Annotated in this window: 17 protein-coding genes and 6 tRNA genes; 13 read left to right on the top strand and 10 right to left on the bottom strand. The window is 39.9% G+C overall.

Features of this window, described 5'->3' with window-relative positions; translation table 11 throughout:
• Positions 1 to 14 precede the first annotated feature (14 nt).
• Positions 15 to 779, bottom strand: a complete 765-nt coding sequence (cysZ, locus tag M1F05_RS12875) for a sulfate transporter CysZ (RefSeq protein WP_206082432.1) — start codon at positions 777 to 779, stop codon at positions 15 to 17.
• Between the two features lie 218 nt (positions 780 to 997).
• Here cysZ and zipA point away from each other — a divergent pair, with 218 nt between their 5' ends.
• From zipA to M1F05_RS12855, 4 genes are all read left to right on the top strand, one after another.
• Positions 998 to 1,990, top strand: a complete 993-nt coding sequence (gene zipA, locus M1F05_RS12870) for a cell division protein ZipA (RefSeq protein WP_206082431.1) — start codon at positions 998 to 1,000, stop codon at positions 1,988 to 1,990.
• Between the two features lie 56 nt (positions 1,991 to 2,046).
• On the top strand, positions 2,047 to 4,065 hold the full coding sequence (ligA, locus tag M1F05_RS12865) for an NAD-dependent DNA ligase LigA (protein ID WP_206082430.1): 2,019 nt from the start codon (positions 2,047 to 2,049) through the stop codon (positions 4,063 to 4,065).
• 271 nt (positions 4,066 to 4,336) lie between these two features.
• Positions 4,337 to 5,521 (top strand): NupC/NupG family nucleoside CNT transporter, encoded by a 1,185-nt coding sequence (locus M1F05_RS12860; RefSeq protein ID WP_206082429.1) that lies wholly within the window; start codon positions 4,337 to 4,339, stop codon positions 5,519 to 5,521.
• 65 nt (positions 5,522 to 5,586) lie between these two features.
• Positions 5,587 to 5,805, top strand: coding sequence for a DUF3820 family protein (locus tag M1F05_RS12855; RefSeq protein ID WP_206082428.1), 219 nt, complete (start codon positions 5,587 to 5,589; stop codon positions 5,803 to 5,805).
• Positions 5,806 to 5,810: 5 nt separating this feature from the next.
• Here the strand turns inward: M1F05_RS12855 and M1F05_RS12850 are convergent, their stop codons facing one another.
• Entirely contained in the window at positions 5,811 to 6,227 is a 417-nt protein-coding gene (locus tag M1F05_RS12850; protein ID WP_206082427.1) for a MarR family transcriptional regulator, read from the bottom strand.
• A 122-nt stretch (positions 6,228 to 6,349) separates the two neighbouring features.
• Between M1F05_RS12850 and M1F05_RS12845 the strand changes: the two genes are divergently transcribed.
• Positions 6,350 to 7,102 carry an SDR family NAD(P)-dependent oxidoreductase gene (locus M1F05_RS12845; RefSeq protein WP_318825854.1) on the top strand — a complete coding sequence of 251 codons (753 nt, stop codon included), beginning with the start codon at positions 6,350 to 6,352 and terminating at the stop codon, positions 7,100 to 7,102.
• Positions 7,103 to 7,240: 138 nt separating this feature from the next.
• On the opposite strand, the gene M1F05_RS12840 is transcribed toward M1F05_RS12845, so the two are convergent.
• The 3 genes from M1F05_RS12840 to gltX all read right to left on the bottom strand — a co-directional run bounded on the left by M1F05_RS12840 (position 7,241) and on the right by gltX (position 9,032).
• Positions 7,241 to 7,316, bottom strand: a tRNA-Ala gene (locus M1F05_RS12840).
• Positions 7,317 to 7,362: 46 nt separating this feature from the next.
• A tRNA-Ala gene (locus tag M1F05_RS12835) sits at positions 7,363 to 7,438 on the bottom strand.
• Positions 7,439 to 7,610: 172 nt separating this feature from the next.
• A complete protein-coding gene (gltX, locus tag M1F05_RS12830; protein ID WP_206082425.1) occupies positions 7,611 to 9,032 on the bottom strand; it encodes a glutamate--tRNA ligase in 1,422 nt (473 codons plus the stop codon).
• 437 nt (positions 9,033 to 9,469) lie between these two features.
• Here gltX and M1F05_RS12825 point away from each other — a divergent pair.
• From M1F05_RS12825 to M1F05_RS12805, 5 genes are all read left to right on the top strand, one after another.
• A tRNA-Val gene (locus M1F05_RS12825) sits at positions 9,470 to 9,545 on the top strand.
• 26 nt (positions 9,546 to 9,571) lie between these two features.
• Positions 9,572 to 9,647 (top strand) — tRNA-Val (locus M1F05_RS12820).
• Between the two features lie 31 nt (positions 9,648 to 9,678).
• Positions 9,679 to 9,754: transfer RNA gene (locus tag M1F05_RS12815), tRNA-Val, on the top strand.
• A gap of 42 nt (positions 9,755 to 9,796) precedes the next feature.
• Positions 9,797 to 9,872: transfer RNA gene (locus M1F05_RS12810), tRNA-Lys, on the top strand.
• 1,781 nt (positions 9,873 to 11,653) lie between these two features.
• The gene (locus M1F05_RS12805) at positions 11,654 to 11,947 is read left to right on the top strand and encodes a helix-turn-helix domain-containing protein (protein ID WP_206082424.1); all 294 of its coding nucleotides are present in this window, start codon (positions 11,654 to 11,656) and stop codon (positions 11,945 to 11,947) included.
• 338 nt (positions 11,948 to 12,285) lie between these two features.
• Here M1F05_RS12805 and M1F05_RS12800 read toward each other — a convergent pair whose 3' ends face one another.
• From M1F05_RS12800 to M1F05_RS12785, 4 genes are read right to left on the bottom strand one after another with little or no spacing between them, the layout of a single operon-like run.
• A complete protein-coding gene (locus M1F05_RS12800; RefSeq protein WP_206082423.1) occupies positions 12,286 to 12,954 on the bottom strand; it encodes a methionine ABC transporter permease in 669 nt (222 codons plus the stop codon).
• Positions 12,951 to 13,964 (bottom strand): methionine ABC transporter ATP-binding protein, encoded by a 1,014-nt coding sequence (locus tag M1F05_RS12795; protein ID WP_206082422.1) that lies wholly within the window; start codon positions 13,962 to 13,964, stop codon positions 12,951 to 12,953. Before M1F05_RS12795 ends, M1F05_RS12800 begins: the two co-directional genes overlap by 4 nt.
• Positions 13,965 to 13,967: 3 nt before the next feature.
• Positions 13,968 to 15,428, bottom strand: a complete 1,461-nt coding sequence (locus tag M1F05_RS12790) for an NAD(P)-binding domain-containing protein (RefSeq protein ID WP_206082421.1) — start codon at positions 15,426 to 15,428, stop codon at positions 13,968 to 13,970.
• Between the two features lie 4 nt (positions 15,429 to 15,432).
• Positions 15,433 to 16,557 (bottom strand): CMD domain-containing protein, encoded by a 1,125-nt coding sequence (locus M1F05_RS12785; RefSeq protein ID WP_206082420.1) that lies wholly within the window; start codon positions 16,555 to 16,557, stop codon positions 15,433 to 15,435.
• Positions 16,558 to 16,770: 213 nt separating this feature from the next.
• Between M1F05_RS12785 and M1F05_RS12780 the strand changes: the two genes are divergently transcribed.
• Together M1F05_RS12780 and M1F05_RS12775 are read left to right on the top strand one after the other, a co-directional pair.
• Positions 16,771 to 17,613, top strand: coding sequence for a MetQ/NlpA family ABC transporter substrate-binding protein (locus M1F05_RS12780; protein ID WP_206082419.1), 843 nt, complete (start codon positions 16,771 to 16,773; stop codon positions 17,611 to 17,613).
• A 209-nt stretch (positions 17,614 to 17,822) separates the two neighbouring features.
• Positions 17,823 to 18,560, top strand: coding sequence for a cyclase family protein (locus M1F05_RS12775; protein WP_206082418.1), 738 nt, complete (start codon positions 17,823 to 17,825; stop codon positions 18,558 to 18,560).
• Between the two features lie 61 nt (positions 18,561 to 18,621).
• On the opposite strand, the gene M1F05_RS12770 is transcribed toward M1F05_RS12775, so the two are convergent.
• The gene (locus M1F05_RS12770) at positions 18,622 to 19,854 is read right to left on the bottom strand and encodes an SLC13 family permease (RefSeq protein ID WP_206082417.1); all 1,233 of its coding nucleotides are present in this window, start codon (positions 19,852 to 19,854) and stop codon (positions 18,622 to 18,624) included.
• 600 nt (positions 19,855 to 20,454) lie between these two features.
• Here M1F05_RS12770 and M1F05_RS12765 point away from each other — a divergent pair.
• Positions 20,455 to 22,410 carry a PTS mannitol transporter subunit IICBA gene (locus M1F05_RS12765; protein ID WP_206082416.1) on the top strand — a complete coding sequence of 652 codons (1,956 nt, stop codon included), beginning with the start codon at positions 20,455 to 20,457 and terminating at the stop codon, positions 22,408 to 22,410.
• Positions 22,411 to 22,421: the final 11 nt, after the last annotated feature.

The raw sequence follows: 22,421 nt of genomic DNA, 5'->3' as shown, positions 1-22,421 counted from the left end.
TGCGCAAAGAGAGATTAATAACGTGCGTAGCGGCTACGATAGCGGTCAACCCACATTAATGTTGCACCACAAACGGCAACAGGCATGATGACTAAGTTGATAAACGGCACCATCATCAGCAAGCTGACCACACCTCCGAATTGAATGTTTTTTATGCGATCTTTAGCAAGAGCTTGCTTCATTTCACTAAAACCAACACGGTGGTTATCAAAAGGGTAGTCGCAGTACTGGATTGACATCATCCATGCACCAAATAGGAACCATAAGATGGGGGCAACAGTTTGGCCAATACCAGGTATTAAAAATAAAATTAATAAGCCAATTGCCCGTGGTAAATAGTAACCAATACGCACAAACTCACGTTTGATCATCCGCGGAACATCTTTTAATAACTCAGCCATACCAGTGTCTGGCGCGGGTTTCCCCGTAAGTTCTGCCTCGAGTTTTTCGGATAACCAACCATTAAATGGTGCTGCAATGATATTGGCAATGGTGCTAAAAAAATAGGTGAATACCAATAAAATAGAAATCAAAGCAACAGGCCAAATAAGATAATTAAGCCATTGTAACCAATCAGGAACATAGCTCATCACTTGGTCAATCCAGCCACCAAGCTTACTGTATAACCACCAAAATGCGCCTCCTAAGAAAAGAATGTTTGCTAATAGGGGCAAAATCACAAAACGTTTAATGCCAGGACGTGTAACGAGTCGCCACCCTTGTGTAAAATAATAAAAACCAGAGTGGTCTTTTTGTGGCGAAAATGTCGATTGGGTCATACTTCTTGTTCTCTCCTTTTCGGTTGACCTTGTATCATATAGATATGAATTTAGGCTGACTAGCCATTATTTGCTTAAAAAAGCAGCAAACGAAAGCGGAATATTCTCTTTCTTGTAAGAAAATCGTTCTGAGGGTTGCACTTAGAGCAATTGAGAAATAATCTTAAGGTAGTTTCCGCCGTGATGGCACTTTCATTCATCAACTAGAGATAGCAGCGATGCAGGATTTGCGTCTAATATTAGTGGTCGTAGGTGCGATAGCGATTGTCGCTTTATTACTGCATGGTTTATGGACCAGCCGTAAAGAGCGCTCAAAGTTATTTCGCGATAGACCTGTAAAACGTAGAAAAAATGATACGCAGGAGAATTCATCGAATTATGATGATTCTGCATTATTTACTGAAAATCAATCAACTCAGCAGGTACCTGTTCAACCCGCTGCGACTGAGCCTGTATATCCGGTAAAAAATGAGTCTCAAGTTGAACCTAATATACAGCCATTACCGTCGGTTGAACCTGAAATTAAAATGAGTGCTACGTCAGAGCAGCCTGTTCATGATGAGCCTGTTGTTCAGCGTATTCAAGAGCCGCATGTGCCAGAGCAGCTCACCATCAATATGAATGATGATATTGTGGCTGAGCCTGAAATACATACTCAACCCGTGCACCATAATGCATCGGAGCCGCATATTGACACCCACAATCTACAAGAAGAGACACAACCGATACATCATGAACAGACACCGCCGCACACTGAGACGAAAACTGAGCCACAGAAAAATTCTGCTACAACAAATAGCAAGGAGACAGTCCTGGTACTTCATGTAGCGGCGCATCAGGGGCAAGAATTACAAGGTGAGCTCTTGCTACAAAGTATTCTTCAAGCGGGATTCCAATTCGGTGAAATGAAAATATTCCACCGTCACGTGAACCCGTCAGGTACTGGGCCTGTGCTGTTTAGTTTAGCGAATATGGTAAAACCAGGTTCTTTTGACCCTGAAACCATGGCTGATTTCTCTACACCAGGTATTTCCATGTTTATGATGGTGCCATCCTACGGTGATGCGAGCCAAAACTTTAAACTGATGTTACAAGCGGCGCAGCGCATTGCATCCGATGCAGGCGGGGTGGTGCTAGATGATGAGCGTAAGATGCTGACACCGCAAAAAATAGAGGTGTATCATGCGCGGATCAGAAACACACTAAATTAAACAAGCGTTTTACAAAGCCCCCTTGATTGGGGGTTTTTTATCTTTACGAGTGGATCATGACTACCAAAAACGAAATCGACCAATTAAAAAAACAGCTGCGTCATCACGAATATCAATACCATGTATTGGACGCCCCAGAAATTCCTGATGCGGAATATGACAAATTAATGCAACGCTTGAAGGCACTGGAAGAAATGAACCCAGAGCTTATCACCAGCGATTCCCCCACTCAGCGTGTCGGTGCTGCACCTTTGTCAGCATTTGAAACGGTGCGCCATGAAATTCCGATGCTGTCTTTGGATAACGTTTTTGATGAAGAAAGTTACTTGGCTTTTGATAAGCGGGTTAGAGATCGCTTAAAAAACCATAATGAACTCACATTTTGCTGTGAATTGAAGCTTGATGGTTTGGCGGTTAGTTTGTTGTATGAGAATGGTGAATTTGTGCAAGCTGCTACTCGTGGTGATGGAACGGTGGGGGAAAATATTACCGCAAATGTACGTACTATTCGTGCAATTCCACTGCGTTTAATGGGGGATAATATTCCTGCTCGTGTGGAAATTCGTGGCGAAGTGTTTATGCCACAAAAAGGGTTTGAAGCACTAAATGAAGAAGCGCGTAGAACCGACGGTAAAGTTTTTGCTAACCCACGTAACGCTGCTGCGGGCTCTTTGCGACAGCTTGACCCGCGTATTACCGCTAAAAGGCCACTGACATTCTATTGTTATGGCGTTGGGCTAGTTGAAGGCGGTACATTGCCAGATACACATTATGAACGTTTACAGCTGTTTAAAGCGTGGGGACTCCCTGTCAGTGACTATGTACAACTGCGCCAAGGCCACCAAGCTGTACTGGATTTTTATCACCAAATCGAACAAATTCGTCCAGAATTAGGGTTTGATATCGATGGGGTGGTGATCAAGGTGAATTCAATTGCGATTCAAGAGGAATTAGGTTTCGTTTCCCGCGCACCGCGCTGGGCTACAGCCTTCAAATTCCCAGCACAAGAGCAAATTACTCTATTGAAAGACGTTGAGTTCCAAGTTGGGCGAACAGGGGCGATTACCCCCGTAGCACGTCTTGAGCCTGTCCAAGTGGCGGGGGTTATGGTCAGTAATGCGACATTGCATAATGCAGATGAAATCGAGCGTCTTGGCGTGCATATTGGCGATACAGTGATTATTCGTCGTGCTGGGGATGTCATCCCGCAGATTGTCAGTGTGGTGGCGGATAAACGTCCTGCGGATAGTCGTGAAATTGTCTTTCCAACCCAGTGCCCTGTTTGTGGTTCAGACATTGAACGTATTGAAGGTGAAGCCGTTGCCCGTTGTACTGGTGGGTTAATTTGTGGGGCGCAGCGTAAAGAAGCACTCAAACACTTTGTGTCTCGCCGTGCAATGGATGTTGATGGCATGGGCGATAAAATTATCGATCAACTTGTCGAAAAAGAATATGTGAAAACGCCAGCCGATCTTTATCAATTAAGCGCAGGTAAATTGACGGGTTTGGATAGAATGGGGCCAAAATCTGCGCAAAAGCTGATTGATGCGCTCGAAAAGTCTAAACAAACTACGTTAGCGCGCTTTATTTATGCATTAGGGATCCGTGAAGTTGGGGAGGCGACCGCGGCTAATTTAGCGGCACATTATGCAACGCTAGATGCGGTCATGGCTGCGGATGAAGAGTCTTTAAAAACGGTGCAAGATATCGGCCATGTGGTTGCGAAACATGTGGTGAATTTTTTCCACGAAGCGCATAACCAGGCAGTTATTAACGATTTAATCACGAAAGCGAATATTCATTGGCCAGAAGTCAAAGTGATTAATAGTGCAGAAATCGATAGCCCATTTGCAGGTAAAACTGTGGTTTTAACAGGTTCGATGAGTATTTTAACCCGTGATGAGGCGAAAGATAAGCTGGTGGCTCTGGGGGCAAAAGTCGCAGGTAGTGTTTCGAAGAAAACCGATATGGTGATTGCGGGTGAAGCTGCGGGTTCGAAATTAGCAAAAGCGAATGAGTTAGGTATTCCAGTTATTGATGAGGATGAGTTGATTCGTTTGCTGAATACTAAATAGTGAACTATATTCTATTTGGCTTAGTTATTTCACTTAGGTGAGGTGACTAAGTCACTGATAGGTTGTTAGACCTAAATTAAATTTTGAATTTAATTTCTATGCAGAAAAGGTCATCTGTCTCTTTTCTGCTATTTAAAACGTGATCCTCTTCTTCTTTCTGCAAAATACACCCACTCTGTTTTCATATTAATGTGATGCCTGTCTCATTTAAATGTTGTCTATTACATAGAATATGCACATAGACTGATTCTTAAATTTGTTGGAGTCGCATATGACCTCGATCCTGCATTTCGTTTTATCTTTAGTAGTAATCGCCGCTCTTGCTATTTTAGCAAGTAGTAACCGTAAGGGGATCCGTCCTCGTTATGTTGTTCAACTACTTGTTATCCAAATTGCATTAGCATATCTGTTCTTAAAATCGAATATCGGTGAATCTTTTGTTCTCGGTGTGGCGGGGGTGTTTACTCACTTACTCGGTTACGCAGCAGAAGGGACAAAATTTATCTTTGGTGGCATGATTGAAGGGAATTTAGCGTTCTTCTTCTTACAAGTTCTGTGCCCAATCATCTTTATTTCTGCGTTAATTGGTATTTTACAGCACGTTAAAATTCTACCGATCGTTATTCGTATCATCGGTACGGTGTTATCTAAAGTTAACGGAATGGGTAAACTGGAATCATTCAACGCAGTAAGTTCATTGCTGCTAGGTCAGTCTGAAAACTTTATCGCTTATAAAGACCAGCTTAACCGCATGTCTGATCGCAGAATGTACACCATGGCAGCGACAGCTATGTCGACTGTTTCCATGTCAATCGTGGGAGCATATATGACGATGTTGGAACCGCGTTTTGTGGTTGCAGCATTAGTTCTGAATATGTTTGGTACTTTCGTGGTGCTGTCTTTAATCAACCCGTACCCACCAGAAGGTGAAGAAGACATTCAAATGAGCAACCTGCATGAAGGCCAAAGCTTCTTTGAAATGTTAGGTGAATATATTCTTGCAGGGTTTAAAGTTGCGATTATTGTTTCTGCCATGCTGATTGGTTTTATCGCTCTGATTGCCATGATTAACGGTATTTTCTCTGCGATTTTCGGTATCGATTTCCAAACTATGTTGGGCTATGTATTTTATCCATTTGCTTGGATCTTAGGTATCCCAGCGGATGAAGCCCTACAAGTGGGTGGGATCATGGCAGTTAAAATGGTAACGAATGAATTCGTTGCAATGGATGGCTTACAAGCTATTGCAAGTGGTTTATCTGAGCGTTCTGTCGGTATCTTATCTGTGTTCTTAGTGTCATTTGCTAACTTCTCTTCAATTGGTATCATCGCTGGTGCTATCAAAGGGTTAGATGAAAAACAAGGTAACACAGTAGCACGTTTCGGCCTGAAATTACTGTACGGTTCAACTTTAGTCAGCTTCTTATCCGCTGCGGTTGTCGGATTAGTATTGTAATTCGCAAAAAAGTGTTAAATTAAGAGCGGCGTTCATTAGGACGCCGTTTTTTTATGGGAGCAAGAATGGAAAAGCAAGATCTTATCGATATGGCAAATACCTATATGCCATTTGGTAAATATAAAGGCTGTATCTTGATTGATTTGCCTGAGGAATACCTTCTTTGGTTTTATAAGAAAGGAGAGTTCCCACCAGGGCGTCTTGGCCAATTAATGGAAATGGCCCTTGGGTTAAAAATTGAAGGGTTAGAAGGGCTTGTAAAGCCACTAAAACGGGCTAAGTGATCAGATCACTCATGCCCTAAAGCGGCAGTAATTTTTTTGCTCAATTGAATAAAGATATCTTGTTCTTGCTGCGTTAATGCGGCTTTAACTTTTAATGCATTTTCTGCTCGCCCTGTTGCTGCACGCTGTAAAAAATGAGCCCCTTTTTCTGTTAAGTGGGTGATCAATTCCCGCTTATCTTCTTCAGACTGATATTGTTCGACAAACTCAAAAGATTTTAATACCCGCAAAAACTTCGATAAATTTTGCCGTGAAATTCCCAGTGATTGACTTAGCTGGCTTGGTGTTAAGTCACCTTTAAGCCTCAATATCTCCAGTACATCGTATTGTCCCCATGTAATTTGCTCAGGTGTGAAACTGACACGGCGAGCAACAAGTGTGCATTGCAATAATGATAATGCGTCTTCAAGGGTACTGGGCATAAAAATTCTTCCTTATTATTCAACAGTTGAAGTATACCTTGGCGCTAGGAAGAAAACGAGGCATTGATTAACCAAAGTTAATCAATTATAGTTAACTAAAGTTAATTATAATTGAGGCGGCTATGCAACAATTCACAAATCAAATCGCATTGGTAACAGGGGCATCTACAGGTGTCGGTTTTGGAATTGCACAAAAACTACACTCATTGGGTGCGACAGTCGTTATGACAGGACGTCATGAAGATGCACTAACGCAGGCAGCCCAGGAAATTACACCAACAGGGGAGCGTATTAGTGTAATAAAAATGGATGTGGCAAGCGCAAAGGATTTTCAATCAACGATTGAGCAGGTAGAAATGAAATATGGTGCACTGCATTTCTTAGTCAACAACGCGGGGGTGACAGGTCCACATGGTGTGAATATCGAAGATTATCCATTAGAAGCATGGCATGACGTGATTGAAACGGATATTACAGGGGCATTTCATGGCTTGAAATATGCCATACCTGCAATTCATCGCAGTGGCGGTGGGGCAATAGTAAACTTATCCGCTTGCAATGGTGTAACAGGGATAGCAGGGATAGTCCCTTATACCGCAGCGAAACACGCGGTGTTAGGCCTCACTCGTTCAGCGGCATTAGAGAATGCCCAAAAAGGCATACGGATTAATGCTGTAGGGCCAGGCTATGTTGAAACACCGAATATTGCGATGTTACCGCAGGATACTCAAAATTGGATGGCATCAACGCACCCGATGGGGAGGATGGCAAAAACAGAGGAAATCGCCAATGTGGTGGCTTTTTTATTATCAACAGACAGCAGTTTTATAACGGGGGCGTTTATTCCTATTGATGGTGGCTATACAGCACAGTAATAGATGATAAAACGTGAGATTACAGGCTTTCCTTATGAAGTGTTTGAGGTTGGATACGCCGAATACTGCTGAGTACAATAGGGGTATTTTGAGGCTCGAAATTATTAGATTTAAGAAAGATAAAGCAGAAGGAAATTATGGTGGAGCTAAGCGGGATCGAACCGCTGACCTCTTGCATGCCATGCAAGCGCTCTCCCAGCTGAGCTATAGCCCCAAATCGATAGACTTTGTTATTTAGAGCCATCTAACAGGGAATTAGATGGTGGAGCTAAGCGGGATCGAACCGCTGACCTCTTGCATGCCATGCAAGCGCTCTCCCAGCTGAGCTATAGCCCCAATCAAAATCTTTTGGACGGGAGGCATCATATTCAAGCTCGGTAGGAGTGTCAATAAAATAATCGGCTTTTCCGTTTAATTGCTGAAATATAGAGCATTTTGCAATCAACGCAAGGATAGAAATAAGAGAGAAAAAACTGCCCCCAAGAAATGAGGGCAGAAATGGCATAAATTATTGTGCAGAAGATTCGCGTTCAGCAATAAATGCTAAGGCTTTTTCAATGCGTGCAATAGAACGTGCTTGACCAATGGCGTGGACGGTCACATCGAGGCCTGGGGACTGGCCAGCACCCGTCACAGCAACACGTAACGGCATACCCACTTTACCCATTCCCACGTCTAATTCAGCGGCAGTGGCTTCAATTGCTTGGTGGACATTTTCTGCGGTCCAATCGGTGATTGCGGTTAATTTTTCTTTAACCACTTCTAATGGTTGGCGAGCAACAGGGCGCAGGTGTTTTTTCGCTGCGTCTGCATCGAACTCTTCAAAGTCTTGATAGAAATAATGACAAGATTCAGCCATTTCTTTCAGTGTCTTACAACGTTCGCCAAGTAACTTAATTAGCTCAACTAATTGAGGGCCATTGCGGGTATCAATATGTTGTTGCTCAATATGCCATGCAAGGTACACAGCCACCTCTTCAGCAGGCAATGTATTGATATAATGGTGATTTAGCCATTGCAGTTTTTCAGTGTTAAATGCACTTGCTGATTTGCTGATTGCATCAAGGCTGAAAAATTCTTTCATTTCGTCAACGGTGAAAATTTCTTGGTCACCGTGAGACCAACCTAGACGGACTAAATAGTTCAGTAGCGCTTGTGGCAAATAACCATCATCACGGTATTGCATGACACTTACAGCACCATGGCGTTTAGACAGTTTTTTACCGTCATCACCTAAAATCATGGAAACGTGTGCATACACAGGTACTGGTGCGCCTAGTGCTTTTAGAATGTTGATTTGACGAGGTGTATTGTTGATATGGTCTTCACCGCGGATAACGTGAGTAATTTCCATATCCCAGTCATCAATAACAACACAGAAGTTATAAGTTGGTGAGCCATCAGTGCGACGAATAATTAAATCGTCTAACTCTTGGTTACTAAATTCAATTGGGCCGCGGATTTTATCGTCAAAAATCACAGAACCGTCTTGCGGGTTACGGAAACGAACAACATGCGGTTCATCAGCGGTGTGGTTATGCGCATGGTCGCGGCAGCAACCGTCATAGCGAGGTTTTTCATTGTTCGCCATTTGCTCTTCACGCAGAGCTTCCAAACGTTCTTTTGAGCAAAAACAACGATAAGCGGTGCCAGCTTCTAACATTTGGTCAATCACTGCGTTATAACGATCAAAACGCTTGGTCTGATAATAAGGGCCTTCATCCCAATTTAAATTCAACCAGTTCATACCGTCCATAATGGCATCGATAGCTTCCTGAGTTGAACGTTCTAAGTCGGTATCTTCAATGCGCAGGACAAATTCGCCCTGGTTGTGGCGACTAAATAACCAGGAATAAAGAGCGGTACGCGCACCACCAACGTGTAAATAGCCAGTTGGGCTTGGTGCAAAACGGGTTTTGATTTTACTCATCGAGATTGCCTTAATTGCAAAACATTGTTTTTGAAGTGCTTAAGAGTTCACGGCTGAATAAATAGAAGGCTAATGTATGCAACACATTACAATAGATAATAGTGCCGTATGAAGCTTTAAACGCGTGAAGTCTGTCAGCATTGCTAAAATGTGCCTCTATTCTATCATCCTGTGGTGATTCCTCAATCAAGTTATGAAGATACAAGAAAAGAAAATGGAAAAGTGAGGCAAAAAATGAAATTGAAGCTGAAGTGAAAATTTATTTTCTGTTTATGAAAGAATATAAACGCTAAATTATATAGGTAATTGATTAAAAAGGCAGCTTTTCTGGCGAATATTGAAACATCTTGATTAATTTTGCAACGAACGAAAAAAATCTATCGAAAAAGCGTTGACTCTGAACTCCGTATCCCTATAATGCACCTCCATCGACGACGGGGCGATTAGCTCAGTTGGTAGAGCACCTCCCTTACAAGGAGGGGGTCAGTGGTTCGAGCCCGCTATCGCCCACCACCGTTGACGATGAAAAATAAATGATTGGGCGATTAGCTCAGTTGGTAGAGCACCTCCCTTACAAGGAGGGGGTCAGTGGTTCGAGCCCGCTATCGCCCACCAATCATTTATAATGTGGTACAAGTTATGAAGTGGGCGATTAGCTCAGTTGGTAGAGCACCTCCCTTACAAGGAGGGGGTCAGTGGTTCGAGCCCGCTATCGCCCACCACTTCATTAACTACTCACATTAAAACACAAATCAAATCTAGATGGGTCGTTAGCTCAGTCGGTAGAGCAGTTGACTTTTAATCAATTGGTCGCAGGTTCGAATCCTGCACGACCCACCATCTTAAGCCATCATCTCAGCTTCCAAAACATAATCCAGTAAATACTCAATCGGTTAGCGATACCTCGACAAGCTGGTTGCAGGTTCAGGCCGAAGGCTAAATCCGAAGGCTAAATCCGAAGGATTTAAATCCTGCTCGACCCACCATCTTAAGTCATCACCTCAGCTTCCAAAACATAATCCAGTAAATACTCAATCGGTTAGCGATACCTCGACAAGCTGGTTGCAGGTTCAGGCCGAAGGCTAAATCCGAAGGATTTAAATCCTGCACGACCCACCATCTTAAGCCATCACCTCAGCTTCCAAAACATAATCCAGTAAATACTCAATCGGTTAGCGATACCTCGACAAGCTGGTTGCAGGTTCAGGCCGAAGGCTAAATCCGAAGGATTTAAATCCTGCACGACCCACCATCTTAAGTCATCACCTCAGCTTCCAAAACATAATCCAGTAAATACTTAATCGGTTAGCGATACCTCGATAAGCTGGTTGCAGGTTCAGGCCGAAGGCTAAATCCGAAGGATTTAAATCCTGCACGACCCACCATCTCAAGCCATCATCTCAGCTTCCAAAACATAATCCAGTAAATACTCAATCGGTTAGCGATACCTCGACAAGCTGGTTGCAGGTTCAGGCCGAAGGCTAAATCCGAAGGATTTAAATCCTGCACGACCCACCATCTTAAGCCATCATCTAAGCATCCAATAGTGTATAACAGAACATAGTGCTTAAAGGTTGAAGGACTATTTCTATATATTTCATGTTCTGAAAGGTCATCTACTCATTGAAAATCAATATAAGCGATACCTTTTCCTGACTGCTGCTATGATTGAGGATATAGAGGTATATTTTTAGTACTATTATCAATAACTTACAAATAATGAATTATAAAGTAAAGAGAATTACTTTATAACGTTAGATTAGAATGTGTTCATAATAAATATGGATGTTTAACGTTAAAAAGGGTGTTTGAGTATTTTTGGGGTTAAATTTTAATAATTTGTAAATTTTGAGGGTTTAATATCGCCACTTTCATTCGAAGATAAAATTATCAATATTAAAATAAGATAATCTAATAGTATTAGTTTGTCATATTTTTGTGATGTTCATCAAGTAAAGTGAATAATAAACTTCCTTAACGTTATGGTTTTGTTATGTTGAGCACTGTTATTTGGTAAATATTTACCATGCTACTTTAAAAATTTAGCGTTTCATTAATTGTAACAGAATATTCATTCCTATATGTTATTGATATTTAATGTTGCCAAAGGTTTTTAGAGGTAAAACTTATTATTTTTACCATTGTTTACAGATATAAATGATATCTGATTGTTTTTTATTCGTTAAATGATTGTTCATTCTTAAAATCATTAATATTGTTACAGTGTTAAATTATTCTATTTATTTCCTTTGTTTTCAGATGATACATCGGATAAAATCTGTTATTTTAGTGTAATATTCCGTTGTGTTCATTGTGATACAAGTAATATGGGTAAGGGTGGGAGTTGCCTTACTAATCATAATAGTATGATATTTATGGGATAATTATTGTTTTTTTATAGGGTAAATGACTTGTAATATCTCGTTACATAAATGTAACATCATTTTAAGATTAGTTGAAACTAATTAGATTGCTAGTATATCATTCCCATCGATATATGCTGAATCGTCAGCAATACTATCAAAGTTCTACTTATTATATAAAACATAAAAAATAAAAAAATGGCAGCTACTTATCTGCTAATTTTTATTTCATTAATATAAATTGAAGCGAGAATGTTTATGAATACAAAATATCCTGTCGCTTGTGCAGTTGGACAAAAAATTAAAACGCTAAGAAAAGCTCAAGGCTATACTGTGTTTCAGTTAGCTAAAGAGATAGATATTAGTGAACAACAATTATTTCGTTATGAGCGCGGTGTAAATCGTATTGATATTGATTGTTTAGTTCGCGTATTAAAAGTCTTAGGCGTTAATATGGGTGAGTTTTTTAGTGAAGTGCTGCAAGATGATACCCAACCAGAAGAAAGAAGGGATACTAAAGGGATCGATGATTCTATTTATTCTTTAGTATAATATAAATAATTATTTTGTCTCATAATGAAACTTAACTTGATTTTAACTTCTAATTGTTTCAATTAAGGACTTAAATTAAGTTTGATCACCATTTTAAATTCATTAAAAAGAATAAATACATTATTTATCTCTCATACTGCGTAACTTTAAAAATAAAAGCCTGTAATGGGCTTTTATTTTTTTATTATATAATATGCCTGAAATTAACTTTAAATTAAACAGAGATTAATTACAGGATAAATAGTCAAGCTTTAGATTCGCTACTAGGTGAGCTAAATTGAAACCGCGAAAATAGAAAAATAAAGTTGATAACGCAACGCTACCAACTTTAAGAATCATCAATGAAAACGCGCTTTTCTGGCAAGGTAGTCGCCAATAAATTGCATCCCTTGGACAATGATGATTAATGTCACAACAGTAATGGCCATTGCCACATTATCAAAGCGTTGATAGCCATAGTTCAAAGCAAGATCGCCAACACCACCACCGCCTACTGCTCCTGCCATAGCTGTCGCACCGACTAAAGTAATACTTGCTGCAGTCAAACTTAAAATAAGAGAAGATTTAGCTTCTGGTAAAATGAAATGCCAAACAATTTGCCAATTTGTTGCACCCATAGAATCTGCCGCTTCAATGATCCCTGAGTGTACGCTTAAAAGAGAATTTTCCACTAAGCGGGCAGTGTAGGGAGCAATAAAAATCACTAATGGCACTATTGCCGCGGTTGTTCCTATCGATGTTCCGACCATAAAACGGGTTAGTGGGATCATCGCCACTAATAAGATAATGAATGGTAAAGAGCGAATGATATTGATAATTGGGTTAACAATTCGGTATATGTATTTGTTTTCCCAAATCCCTTCAGGTCTCGTTATAACGAGTAATATACCCAGTAAAATACCAAACAAGGAACCGAGTACTAAGGCAATACTCACCATGGTGAATGTTTCTGACATAGCGAGTAAAAATTGTTTACTTGTTAAGGCTGTTTCAAATAACTCTGTCATAATGCCCCCTGGCTAACCGCTACGCCACGCAGGCGTAAAAACTGTATAGCTTCTTCAATCTGTGCTTTATCACCCACAATCTGCACAAACATGCTGCCGAGTACTACCCCACTGATTTCTTTCATATTGGCAAAGAGAATATTTATTTTGACGATTTTTTTTAAAATTAGCTCATTAACAACAGGCTCTTGAGCTGATGACCCGAGGAATTCAAGGCGATAAACATCTTGCTGGTGGTCTAAATTGTGCAGCACACGCTCTGGTATTTCTTCATTTAAAACAGTCCCAACAAACTTTTGGGTCGTTGAATGTTTAGGATTTGCAAAAATATCTAATACAGTGCCTTCTTCCACGACTTTACCCGCCTCCATCACCGCAACACGGTTACAGACTTGCTCTATAACTTCCATTTCGTGTGTCACAAGTAAGATGGTAATATTTTGTTCTCGACTGATTTTTTTTAATAGCTGTAAGATGGAGCGTGTCGTTTGCGGGTCAAGGGCAGATGTGGCTTCATCACACAGCAGAATTTGTGGGTTATTGATAAGGGCACGGGCAATACCCACGCGTTGTTTTTGCCCACCAGATAATTGACCTGGGTATTGATTTTTTTTATCACTCAGCTCTACATATTCAAGAATGCTATCAACACGTTGACTGATTTCGTTTTTATCAAGTCCTAGCAAGACCAAGGGCATTGCAATATTTTGAGCGACAGTTTTGGTTTCCAGTAAATTAAAATGCTGGAAAATCATTCCTATACTTCTCTTATGGGCCCGAATTTCAGCGGGAGTTTGATGAGCAATATTTTGCCCATCAATAATCACAGCACCACTGGAGGGCTTTTCTAATTGATTGACCAAACGAATAAGTGAGCTTTTTCCTGCTCCGCTATAGCCAATAAATCCAAAGATATCTCCTTTATTGATATGCAAGTTAATATCTTGCAATGCAACTAAAGATTGCCCATCTTTTTCATATACTTTTTGGACATTTTGAAATGTAATCATAGTTTACTCTACATTATCAGTTAGCTGCATACGTTCTGAAGGCAAGGCTGCTGGTTGCCATTCATCACCTAATAATTCAAATTCTTGGCTTGTTTTCACTAATTCGAGGTGTTCTTCTCTATGAGCGAGGTACAATTGAGCGGCAATATGATCAGCTAAACGCTCTGCACCTGTATTGGTACCAGGGATCAAACCAATAACAGGGCCCATGCTAAGTGAAGCACTTAAATTGAAACAATAAAATTGTTTTAACTTTTCAGTGTCAGCCGTTTTTTTGCCTTGTAATTCAAAATGCGAGCCTAAATAAGGGTGTGCGCCGAGTTCACTATTCGCTTCGTTGATTGGTGGAGTATAAACATCAGCCCACGTTTTAATTAGAGGGGTAATTTGGTTAAATGCAGGATGTTTGAACCAATTAATTTTATATCCTGTCGCGAGGATCAAATAATCTAACGTGAATTGTTCAGTTGTCGTCGAAATATGTAGTTTTTTATCTTTTAATTCAATCTGTTTAATTTGAGTATTAAAATTAAAAAAAGCATTTGGATGACAAGAAACTCGTAAAGTACTGCCATGAGGGGCAGGGGTTTTAGCTTCAGCAACATACGCTGAATAATGCCATTTTTGTGCATCTGTAAAATAGGCATAAGCACTCGTAAAACCCGCGCTTCCTGCAACTTTACCTCTGTTTACCCGTGGCATATCTGTGGCACGGATTAAAATTTCCACACTCTTAGCCCCGTTCTCTAAGGCTGTTGCAGAACTATCCATTGCACCTGCGCTATAACCAACAACACCAATGTCTAACCCTTTAAAGCGGCTGTAATCAGTGCCTGCATACGAATGCTCCCAATAGTTTTGTGGAATATTATCCATAAAACTGGGAATATTCGGTTCACTAAAGGATTCCATACCTGTGGCTAAAATAACATGCTGTGCGATGTAATTTGTTGTTCCTTCAGGTGTTTTAAAAATTAACTTGCTACCATTATCGGTTAAATGTAGGTCAATCAGTTCGTATTGATTAAATACTTTTGGTGCAGTAATCGCTTTAAACCACTGCAAATACTCTCCCCACTGAAGGCGAGGAATTTTATCTAACTCTTCCCATTTTTCATCGCCAAACTGCGCTTTGAACCACGCTTGAAAGGTCAATGAGGGGGAAGCTAAAGCGGGCCCTACAACCTGTTTTGGCGAACGTAGTGTTTCCATGAGAGCAGGTTTTTGCCAAGGCCCTTCACTTCCAGTAATGGCTTTATCAAATACGACTGCATTAATACCACGTAACTTGAGTGCAAATGCAGCCGTGACACCTGACATACCAGCACCAATAATGGCAACGTCAATATGTTGTTTGTTGATATTATTATCTGATAATGCCCATGATGTGATTGGGAGATTAAGATATTGCAAATCTTGTGCAATGTGCGCTTCTAAAGCCGCTAAGCCAATGATCCTATCCATGAAATTATTCCTTATCCTCCATAATTTCAAATGGCTCACCGAGGGAAAGCATTAAGCGGTTTGCCCATGAGAAAAACGCAGTAGACTGAATTAAATCAAGCAATTCGAGTTCAGATAGTCCCAGTTGGCGTAGTGTTGCGACTTGAGATATTGTTGCTTGAATCGGTGTTGCTGATAAAGACGCCACGAGATCGGTGATTGCTAACAATCTATCGTCAAAGCCATCCGCAAGAATCTCACCTGTCGGCGTTGCTAATAGCTTATCGACATCACTACGGCGTTCTTTGGCATACTGGCTGGCTTTGCGTGCATGAACAGAAGCACAGTAAATGCAACCATTCACTTTACTGACAGCGGCAGCTGCAAACTCACGTTCCCAGCGTGGTAGGCCGCCAGCGGTGTAAAAGACACCACGATCGATTAAGGTTCTAATTTCTAAAATCTTGCTTTGGTGAGCGAGCAGAAGAAAGTATTCAGAGGTTAATTGACCAAATTTTTTCATCACCTGAGTTTCTTCATCGCTTAGCGTTTCTGCTTTTCTAGCCGTTATCCAAGCTTCCCAACCTAAATTATCTTGTGTAAAGGCGGTAGGAGATGGGCGTCCCTGGCGAGTGAAAGGTTGATGATTCCATTTGCCCGCGACTATTTTCGCGACATTCCGTGGATCATTTTTAGATGTCGTTAAGAGCTCAATACCTTCGACTAAACGAGCTTGATAGGTGACAAAGGTAATTAACTGAGCGAGCAAAACGATGTCGCTATTTTCCCAGCCTTGTGTAATTAAGGTTTCGATGAGTGAAAACTGAGTATCTTTAGGAGATAACGTTAATATTTGCAGATATTCCGCAGCAGCTTGCAGAGCAGGTGAAAGATTTTCTATTTTTAGTGCTGGTGCTTGTTGAAAATAAAAATCTGCTAATGTTTGGCTGCCAGTCAATTTTGCAACCTGATGCGCAAAACCATAACGAACATCAATAGGAAATTGTGTTGATGGTACAGAGAAAATTTCGCTGTATGCGGCTTGGGTATTTAAGGTTGCGGCTGATCGGTCTTGGCGGATTAATGCTAAATCGGAATCTGGTGGCAAGTGTGTCAGGGTGTTAATTAAATCATTATTGAAAATAGTCATAAAGCAACTCACTTTTTTTAAACGTTTTTTATCTCCTTCATTACATATCAATCACATCATTTATCGAACGATCTATTTGTTATATCCATATAACTTAAAGGAATTAAAACCTATTCTTATATCACTAATTAACTAAGTTATAATTATCTGATCTAAGAACAACCAAATTAATATGATTATACTGGCTGAAATATTTTCACAGGGTTGTTACATATGTTAAAACAAAAATTAATAAATTTATCTTTAATCGCATCAGCTGTTTTTGTGCTTTCAGCATGTGGTGATAACAATGAAAAAGATAATCCAAATAAAAAACAGATTACGATAGGTTTTGGAGTTGGTAATTATATCGATCAAGTAGATAAAGGAATCGTCCCTATTTTAGAGAAAAAAGGCTATAAGGTAACTTTGCGTCAATTTTCACAAAATAGGCAAATTAATCCTGCATTTGAAGAAGGTTCTATTGATGCATCGGTGAACCAAAGCCGCGCATATATGGATGCATATAACAAAAAGAATAATATTAATATGGTCGCATTGACAGACTCACCAAGCGCGCCACAAAGTTTACGTTCAAATAAACACAAATCAATTGATGATGTAAAAGATGGCATGATTGTCGCTTTATCTAACGACCCTGTAAATGCAGAAAGAGGGGCGCGGATCTTAGAACAACTAGGCTGGATTAAAATTAAACCGAATGTCAGCACATTGAGTTTTAGTGTTAATGATATTTCATCAGGAAAATATCATTTAGATGTGCGTGAAACGGACGCAGCTCAAGGATTAAGATTACTTGATGATGTTGATTTTGTTGTGGTAAATGGCAATTATGTCGCAAGTGCAGGCCAGCGTATTGCCGATGGATTAGTTGTTGAAAACTCACCATTAGAACACCGTGTTATTGTCACTGTCATGCAAAAAGATCTTGATTCTCAATGGGCTAAGGATTTAAAAGAGGCTTTTGAGTCTAAAGAATATGCGGATTATATTCGTTCTCAGCGTATTTATGATGGCTTTATCGAACCAGAAAGCTGGAATAAATACCCTAAATAAAATCCTAGTCTAATTTTTATTTTTTTATTCTTACCTAGCCACTTATTATTAAATTAATAAGTGGCTTTTTTAAAACTTAATATGAAATTTATTCTTATTAAATTCCTAGACAACACAATATTTTTACTGCTATTAAATAGATAAGTAACACAACAAAAAATACAACGTCATAAAAACACTGAACAAAATCAACCTGACAGGGGAAGAATATGAGTCACGAACTGATTGATGCATTTAATATTATAAAGAGCAAGAAATGGGTTGATTTAACACACAGCTTTGATGGGAATTCACCGCATTTTTTTATGTTTGATGCTGCTGAGTTTAAAACCTTATTTGGCTATGCAGAAGGTTTCTTTGCTCAGCAATTTACCTTCCCAGGGCAATATGGCACGCACATTGATGCGCCATGTCATTTTGTTGAAGGTAAACGTTTTCTGCATGAGCTAGAGCTAAAAGAACTCGTTTTACCTTTAATTGTTATTGATCAATCCGAAAGAGCAAAACAAGATCCAAACTTTGCATTTTCTCTTAATGATGTACTGACTTTTGAGGAACAGCATGGAAAAATTGAACCTGACAGTTTTGTTGCACTAAGAACAGATTGGAGCAAACGTTGGCCATCACAAGAGCTTATGGATAATAAAGACGAAGAAGGTAATAACCAAATACCTGGCTGGGGGATGGATGCCTTAAAGTTCTTATTTGAAGAACGGGGTATTAAAGCAATTGGACATGAAACGTTTGATACAGATGCGGCAAAAGATTTCCGTAAAAATAATGCGTTACTTGGGGAGTATTACGTTTTAGATCAAGATACTTACCAAGTGGAACTGCTGGCAAACTTGGATAAAGTACCGACTCGTGGGGCAGTGATCTTTAATATTGTCGCTAAACCAAATAATGCGAGTGGGTTTCCTGTGCGTTCATTTGCTATTCTTCCCTAAATATTGAAATTTTATTACCAGCCATTTACTTAGCGTGGCTGGTAATAAATTGCAATTATTCTTACAAGACTAATACTATCCATATTGCCGCTAATATCATACATAACGCGGCAACAACACCACCAGATTTTGCAAACTCACTAAACGATATTTTTACGCCATAAGCCGCGGCTTGTTCAACAACAATAATACCTGCAAGGCTGCCAAATACTAATAAATTGCTGGAAAACCCTGAGCCTAGCACTAATGCTGCACCAAGGGCGTCAGCATTTCCATCAGGGGTTAAAAATGGAACGAGTAGCATTACCGAAGGGTTATTTCCCACAATTGTGCTGAGAACTCCAGTCACTAAGAATAAAGCGAATGGATTATTTAAATCAACGCCATGGGTGCGTAAATCATCGAGGAGTTGCTGGGGAATACCTGTTGAGGCAAACGCGGCATTGACGACAAACAGTCCCATAATTAAGAGTAACAAATTCCCATCAACTAACTTAAGCATATCGCTTGATGCGATTGAGCGGTTTAATAATAAGAATCCGGCAGCAGTAAGGGCAATTAATTCCCTTGGGATATCACTTACAATAAACGCAATAATAACGGCAAGCGTAATAACTCCTGCTTTAGTCGTTTCCCACACATTGAGGTTTTCTTGCATTGTCGATACTGTAGTTTGCGTTTCGTCCTTAGCTATGTACCAACGCTTGCGGTACAGCCAAACTAAGACGAACCACGTGATAGGTAATGACAGTAAGGCAGGGATTGCGGAAGCTTCTAATAAACCGACAAAGGAAATATCGAGCCCTTGAGCTGCAATCATATTCTGTGGGCTACCAATTAATGAGCCTGCAGCACCGTTATTTGCGGCAAAACAAAAGCCTAATAAAAATGGAATAGGGTTTAAACCGCGAGATAAGCTAATAGAAACTAATAATGGTGTCATGGCTACAACGACAACATCATTGGTTAATAAAGCGGAAAGAATTCCGCCAACACCGATTAATACGGCTAAAAGTGCTGGAGGAGAAACTTTTAGCATCGCAACACGGTTCGCTGTCCAACTATAAAAACCAGATACAACAAATGATGCAGATACGACCATTAAGCCGAACAGCATCCCAATTGTCCGATAATCAATGGCATTCCATGCATGTGGTGGGGTAATGCTATCAGCTGCCATCATGGCCAAGGCACCAATAATAGCGGCTCCCGTTCTATCTACTTTAAAGCCAGGTAACTTACCAAAGCCCATGGCAACGTAAACCAAAAGAAAAACAATAATGGTTAAAGTCATTATATTCACATTTTAATGAAGAGGTTTAAGAATAATTTATCGGTGAACATCTTTTGAATCAAGGCTAAATATTCTTTGGATAATAATAAGTTGCAGTTAATCCTATTAACGATATCGCAAAAAGATAGAAAATACAAAATGAGATGAGTGCTAAGCCTGTATTTTCAACTTTATATCCATTTCATAGGTGCTTTTTTGAAATAAGTAACGAGTGAAAATTAATTACAAAATAAAATCTACTAGCTATAAAAAGGTTAATCGAGTTTTTAATGGAGTTAAAAAAGGTGAATATGAAAATAATTTGTGATCAGGATCTCTTTTCTGAAAATTAAGGTAAGTATTTTTATGTGATATTAATCTCGTTTTTTTGCTTTTTTTATGTGAAAAAACGTCTTTGTAGTAAAACTACACTATTTATTTGTGAGCATGATCAATATTTAGGTGGGGGGATGAGGGGGGTTTAGGTGACTTCCGTCACATAAGGCCCGCGTGGTACGCATCTGATAAAGGCCATGTTAGAGTGAAAGCGTCTAAATATTCACTAACGTTATTTGGCGATAACGTTGCAATCTTATCGTTCTCGTACCACGGGGTTCTATCATGGTAACATCAAATATCAAATTAAAGGTACAGAATTTTGGGCGTTTCCTCAGTAATATGGTTATGCCTAATATTGGTGCTTTCATTGCGTGGGGCTTAATTACCGCGCTCTTTATCCCTACGGGGTGGTGGCCAAATGAAACGTTGGCACAGCTTGTAGGTCCAATGATCACCTATTTATTACCACTGCTAATTGGTTATACGGGCGGTCGTCTTATAGGTGGTGAAAGAGGGGGTATTGTCGGGGCCATTACAACAATGGGGGTAATTGTTGGTGCCGATATGCCAATGTTTATGGGGGCAATGATTGCAGGGCCATTAGGTGGTTATGCTATTAAACGTTTTGATAGCTGGATAGATGGTAAAGTCAAAACGGGCTTTGAAATGCTAGTAAATAACTTTTCATCTGGCATTATTGGTATGCTTTTGGCGATACTTGCTTACCTTGCTATTGGGCCTCTCGTTGCTGGCTTATCAAAAGTGTTGGCGGCGGGTGTAAATGTGATGGTAGAAAATAATCTACTGCCCTTAACTTCGATTTTTGTTGAGCCAGCCAAAATACTCTTTTTGAATAATGCCATTAACCACGGAATCTTTTCCCCATTAGGTATTCAACAAGCGACTGAAACAGGTGCGTCTATTTTTTTCTTAATAGAAGCTAACCCAGGTCCAGGTTTGGGTGTGTTATTGGCATACATGTTTTTTGGTAAAGGGAATGCTAAACAGTCTGCGCCTGGTGCTGCAATTATTCACTTTTTCGGCGGGATCCACGAAATTTATTTCCCATACGTTTTAATGAATCCGCGGTTAATTCTTGCAGTTATTCTTGGTGGCATGACAGGTGTGTTTGTGATGAACCTATTTCATGCTGGTTTAGTCTCTCCTGCATCACCAGGCTCTATTTTTGCAGTTTTACTGATGACACCAAAATCATCTTTAATTGGCGTTATTCTGTCTGTGATTAGTGCAACACTTGTTTCTTTCTTAGTTTCTGCAATTTTATTAAAAAGAACCCGTGTGGGCGACGATGATGAATTAGATAATGCGACGAAAAAAATGCGTGATATGAAAGCGCAATCTAAATCATCGAGCAAGGAAGTAACGAATAACAATTCAACAGTTAATCTTGCAAATGTGCGTAATATTATTGTTGCTTGTGATGCGGGAATGGGCTCCAGTGCGATGGGAGCAGGTGTATTAGCGAAAAAGATTCGTGATGCGGGGTTGCTTGATATTTATGTCACGAACATGGCTATCAATGACCTTCCTACGAGTGTTGATATTGTGATAACGCACAAAGACCTCACTGAAAGAGCTAAAACATTTGCACCTAATGCAATGCACATTTCTTTAGCGAATTTCTTAGATGGTCAAATATATAATGATTTAGTGACTAATTTAATCGCGAAAAAACATCCTACTGCTGCAAATGATGGACGCTTAATCAAGCAAACAATTGTTGCTGCAAATGATGAATCTTTTGATATTGAAGATAAAGATAAAGATGAAGCGTTGTTTACACTTAGCGCCAAGCATATTTACTTAAATTTATCAGCGAAGAATAAAACGCAAGCAATTCAATTTGCGGGACAAAAATTAGTTGAGGGTGGGTATGTAGAACCTGATTATATTGAAGCGATGTTAGCGAGAGAAAAATTAACCTCAACTTATCTTGGTGAATCAATTGCAGTCCCACATGGAACTATTGAAGCGAAAGATCGTGTTTTAAAAACGGGTATTGTTATTTGCCAATATCCTGAAGGTGTTCAATTCGGAGATGAACCCGATGAAATTGCACGTCTTGTTATTGGCATCGCGGCACAAAATAATGAGCATATTGAAGTGATTACACGAATCACCTCTGCACTAGATGAAGATGGGGTGATAGATAAATTGTGTAATACCCAAAGTATTCAAGAAGTGCTCGAAATTTTAGCATCGCAAAGTGCAGCGTGAGGAGAATAACA

This window comes from Providencia sp. PROV252, assembly GCF_033676005.1.
GTDB lineage: Bacteria > Pseudomonadota > Gammaproteobacteria > Enterobacterales > Enterobacteriaceae > Providencia > Providencia vermicola.
This window is presented reverse-complemented; position numbering and strand designations above follow the sequence as displayed.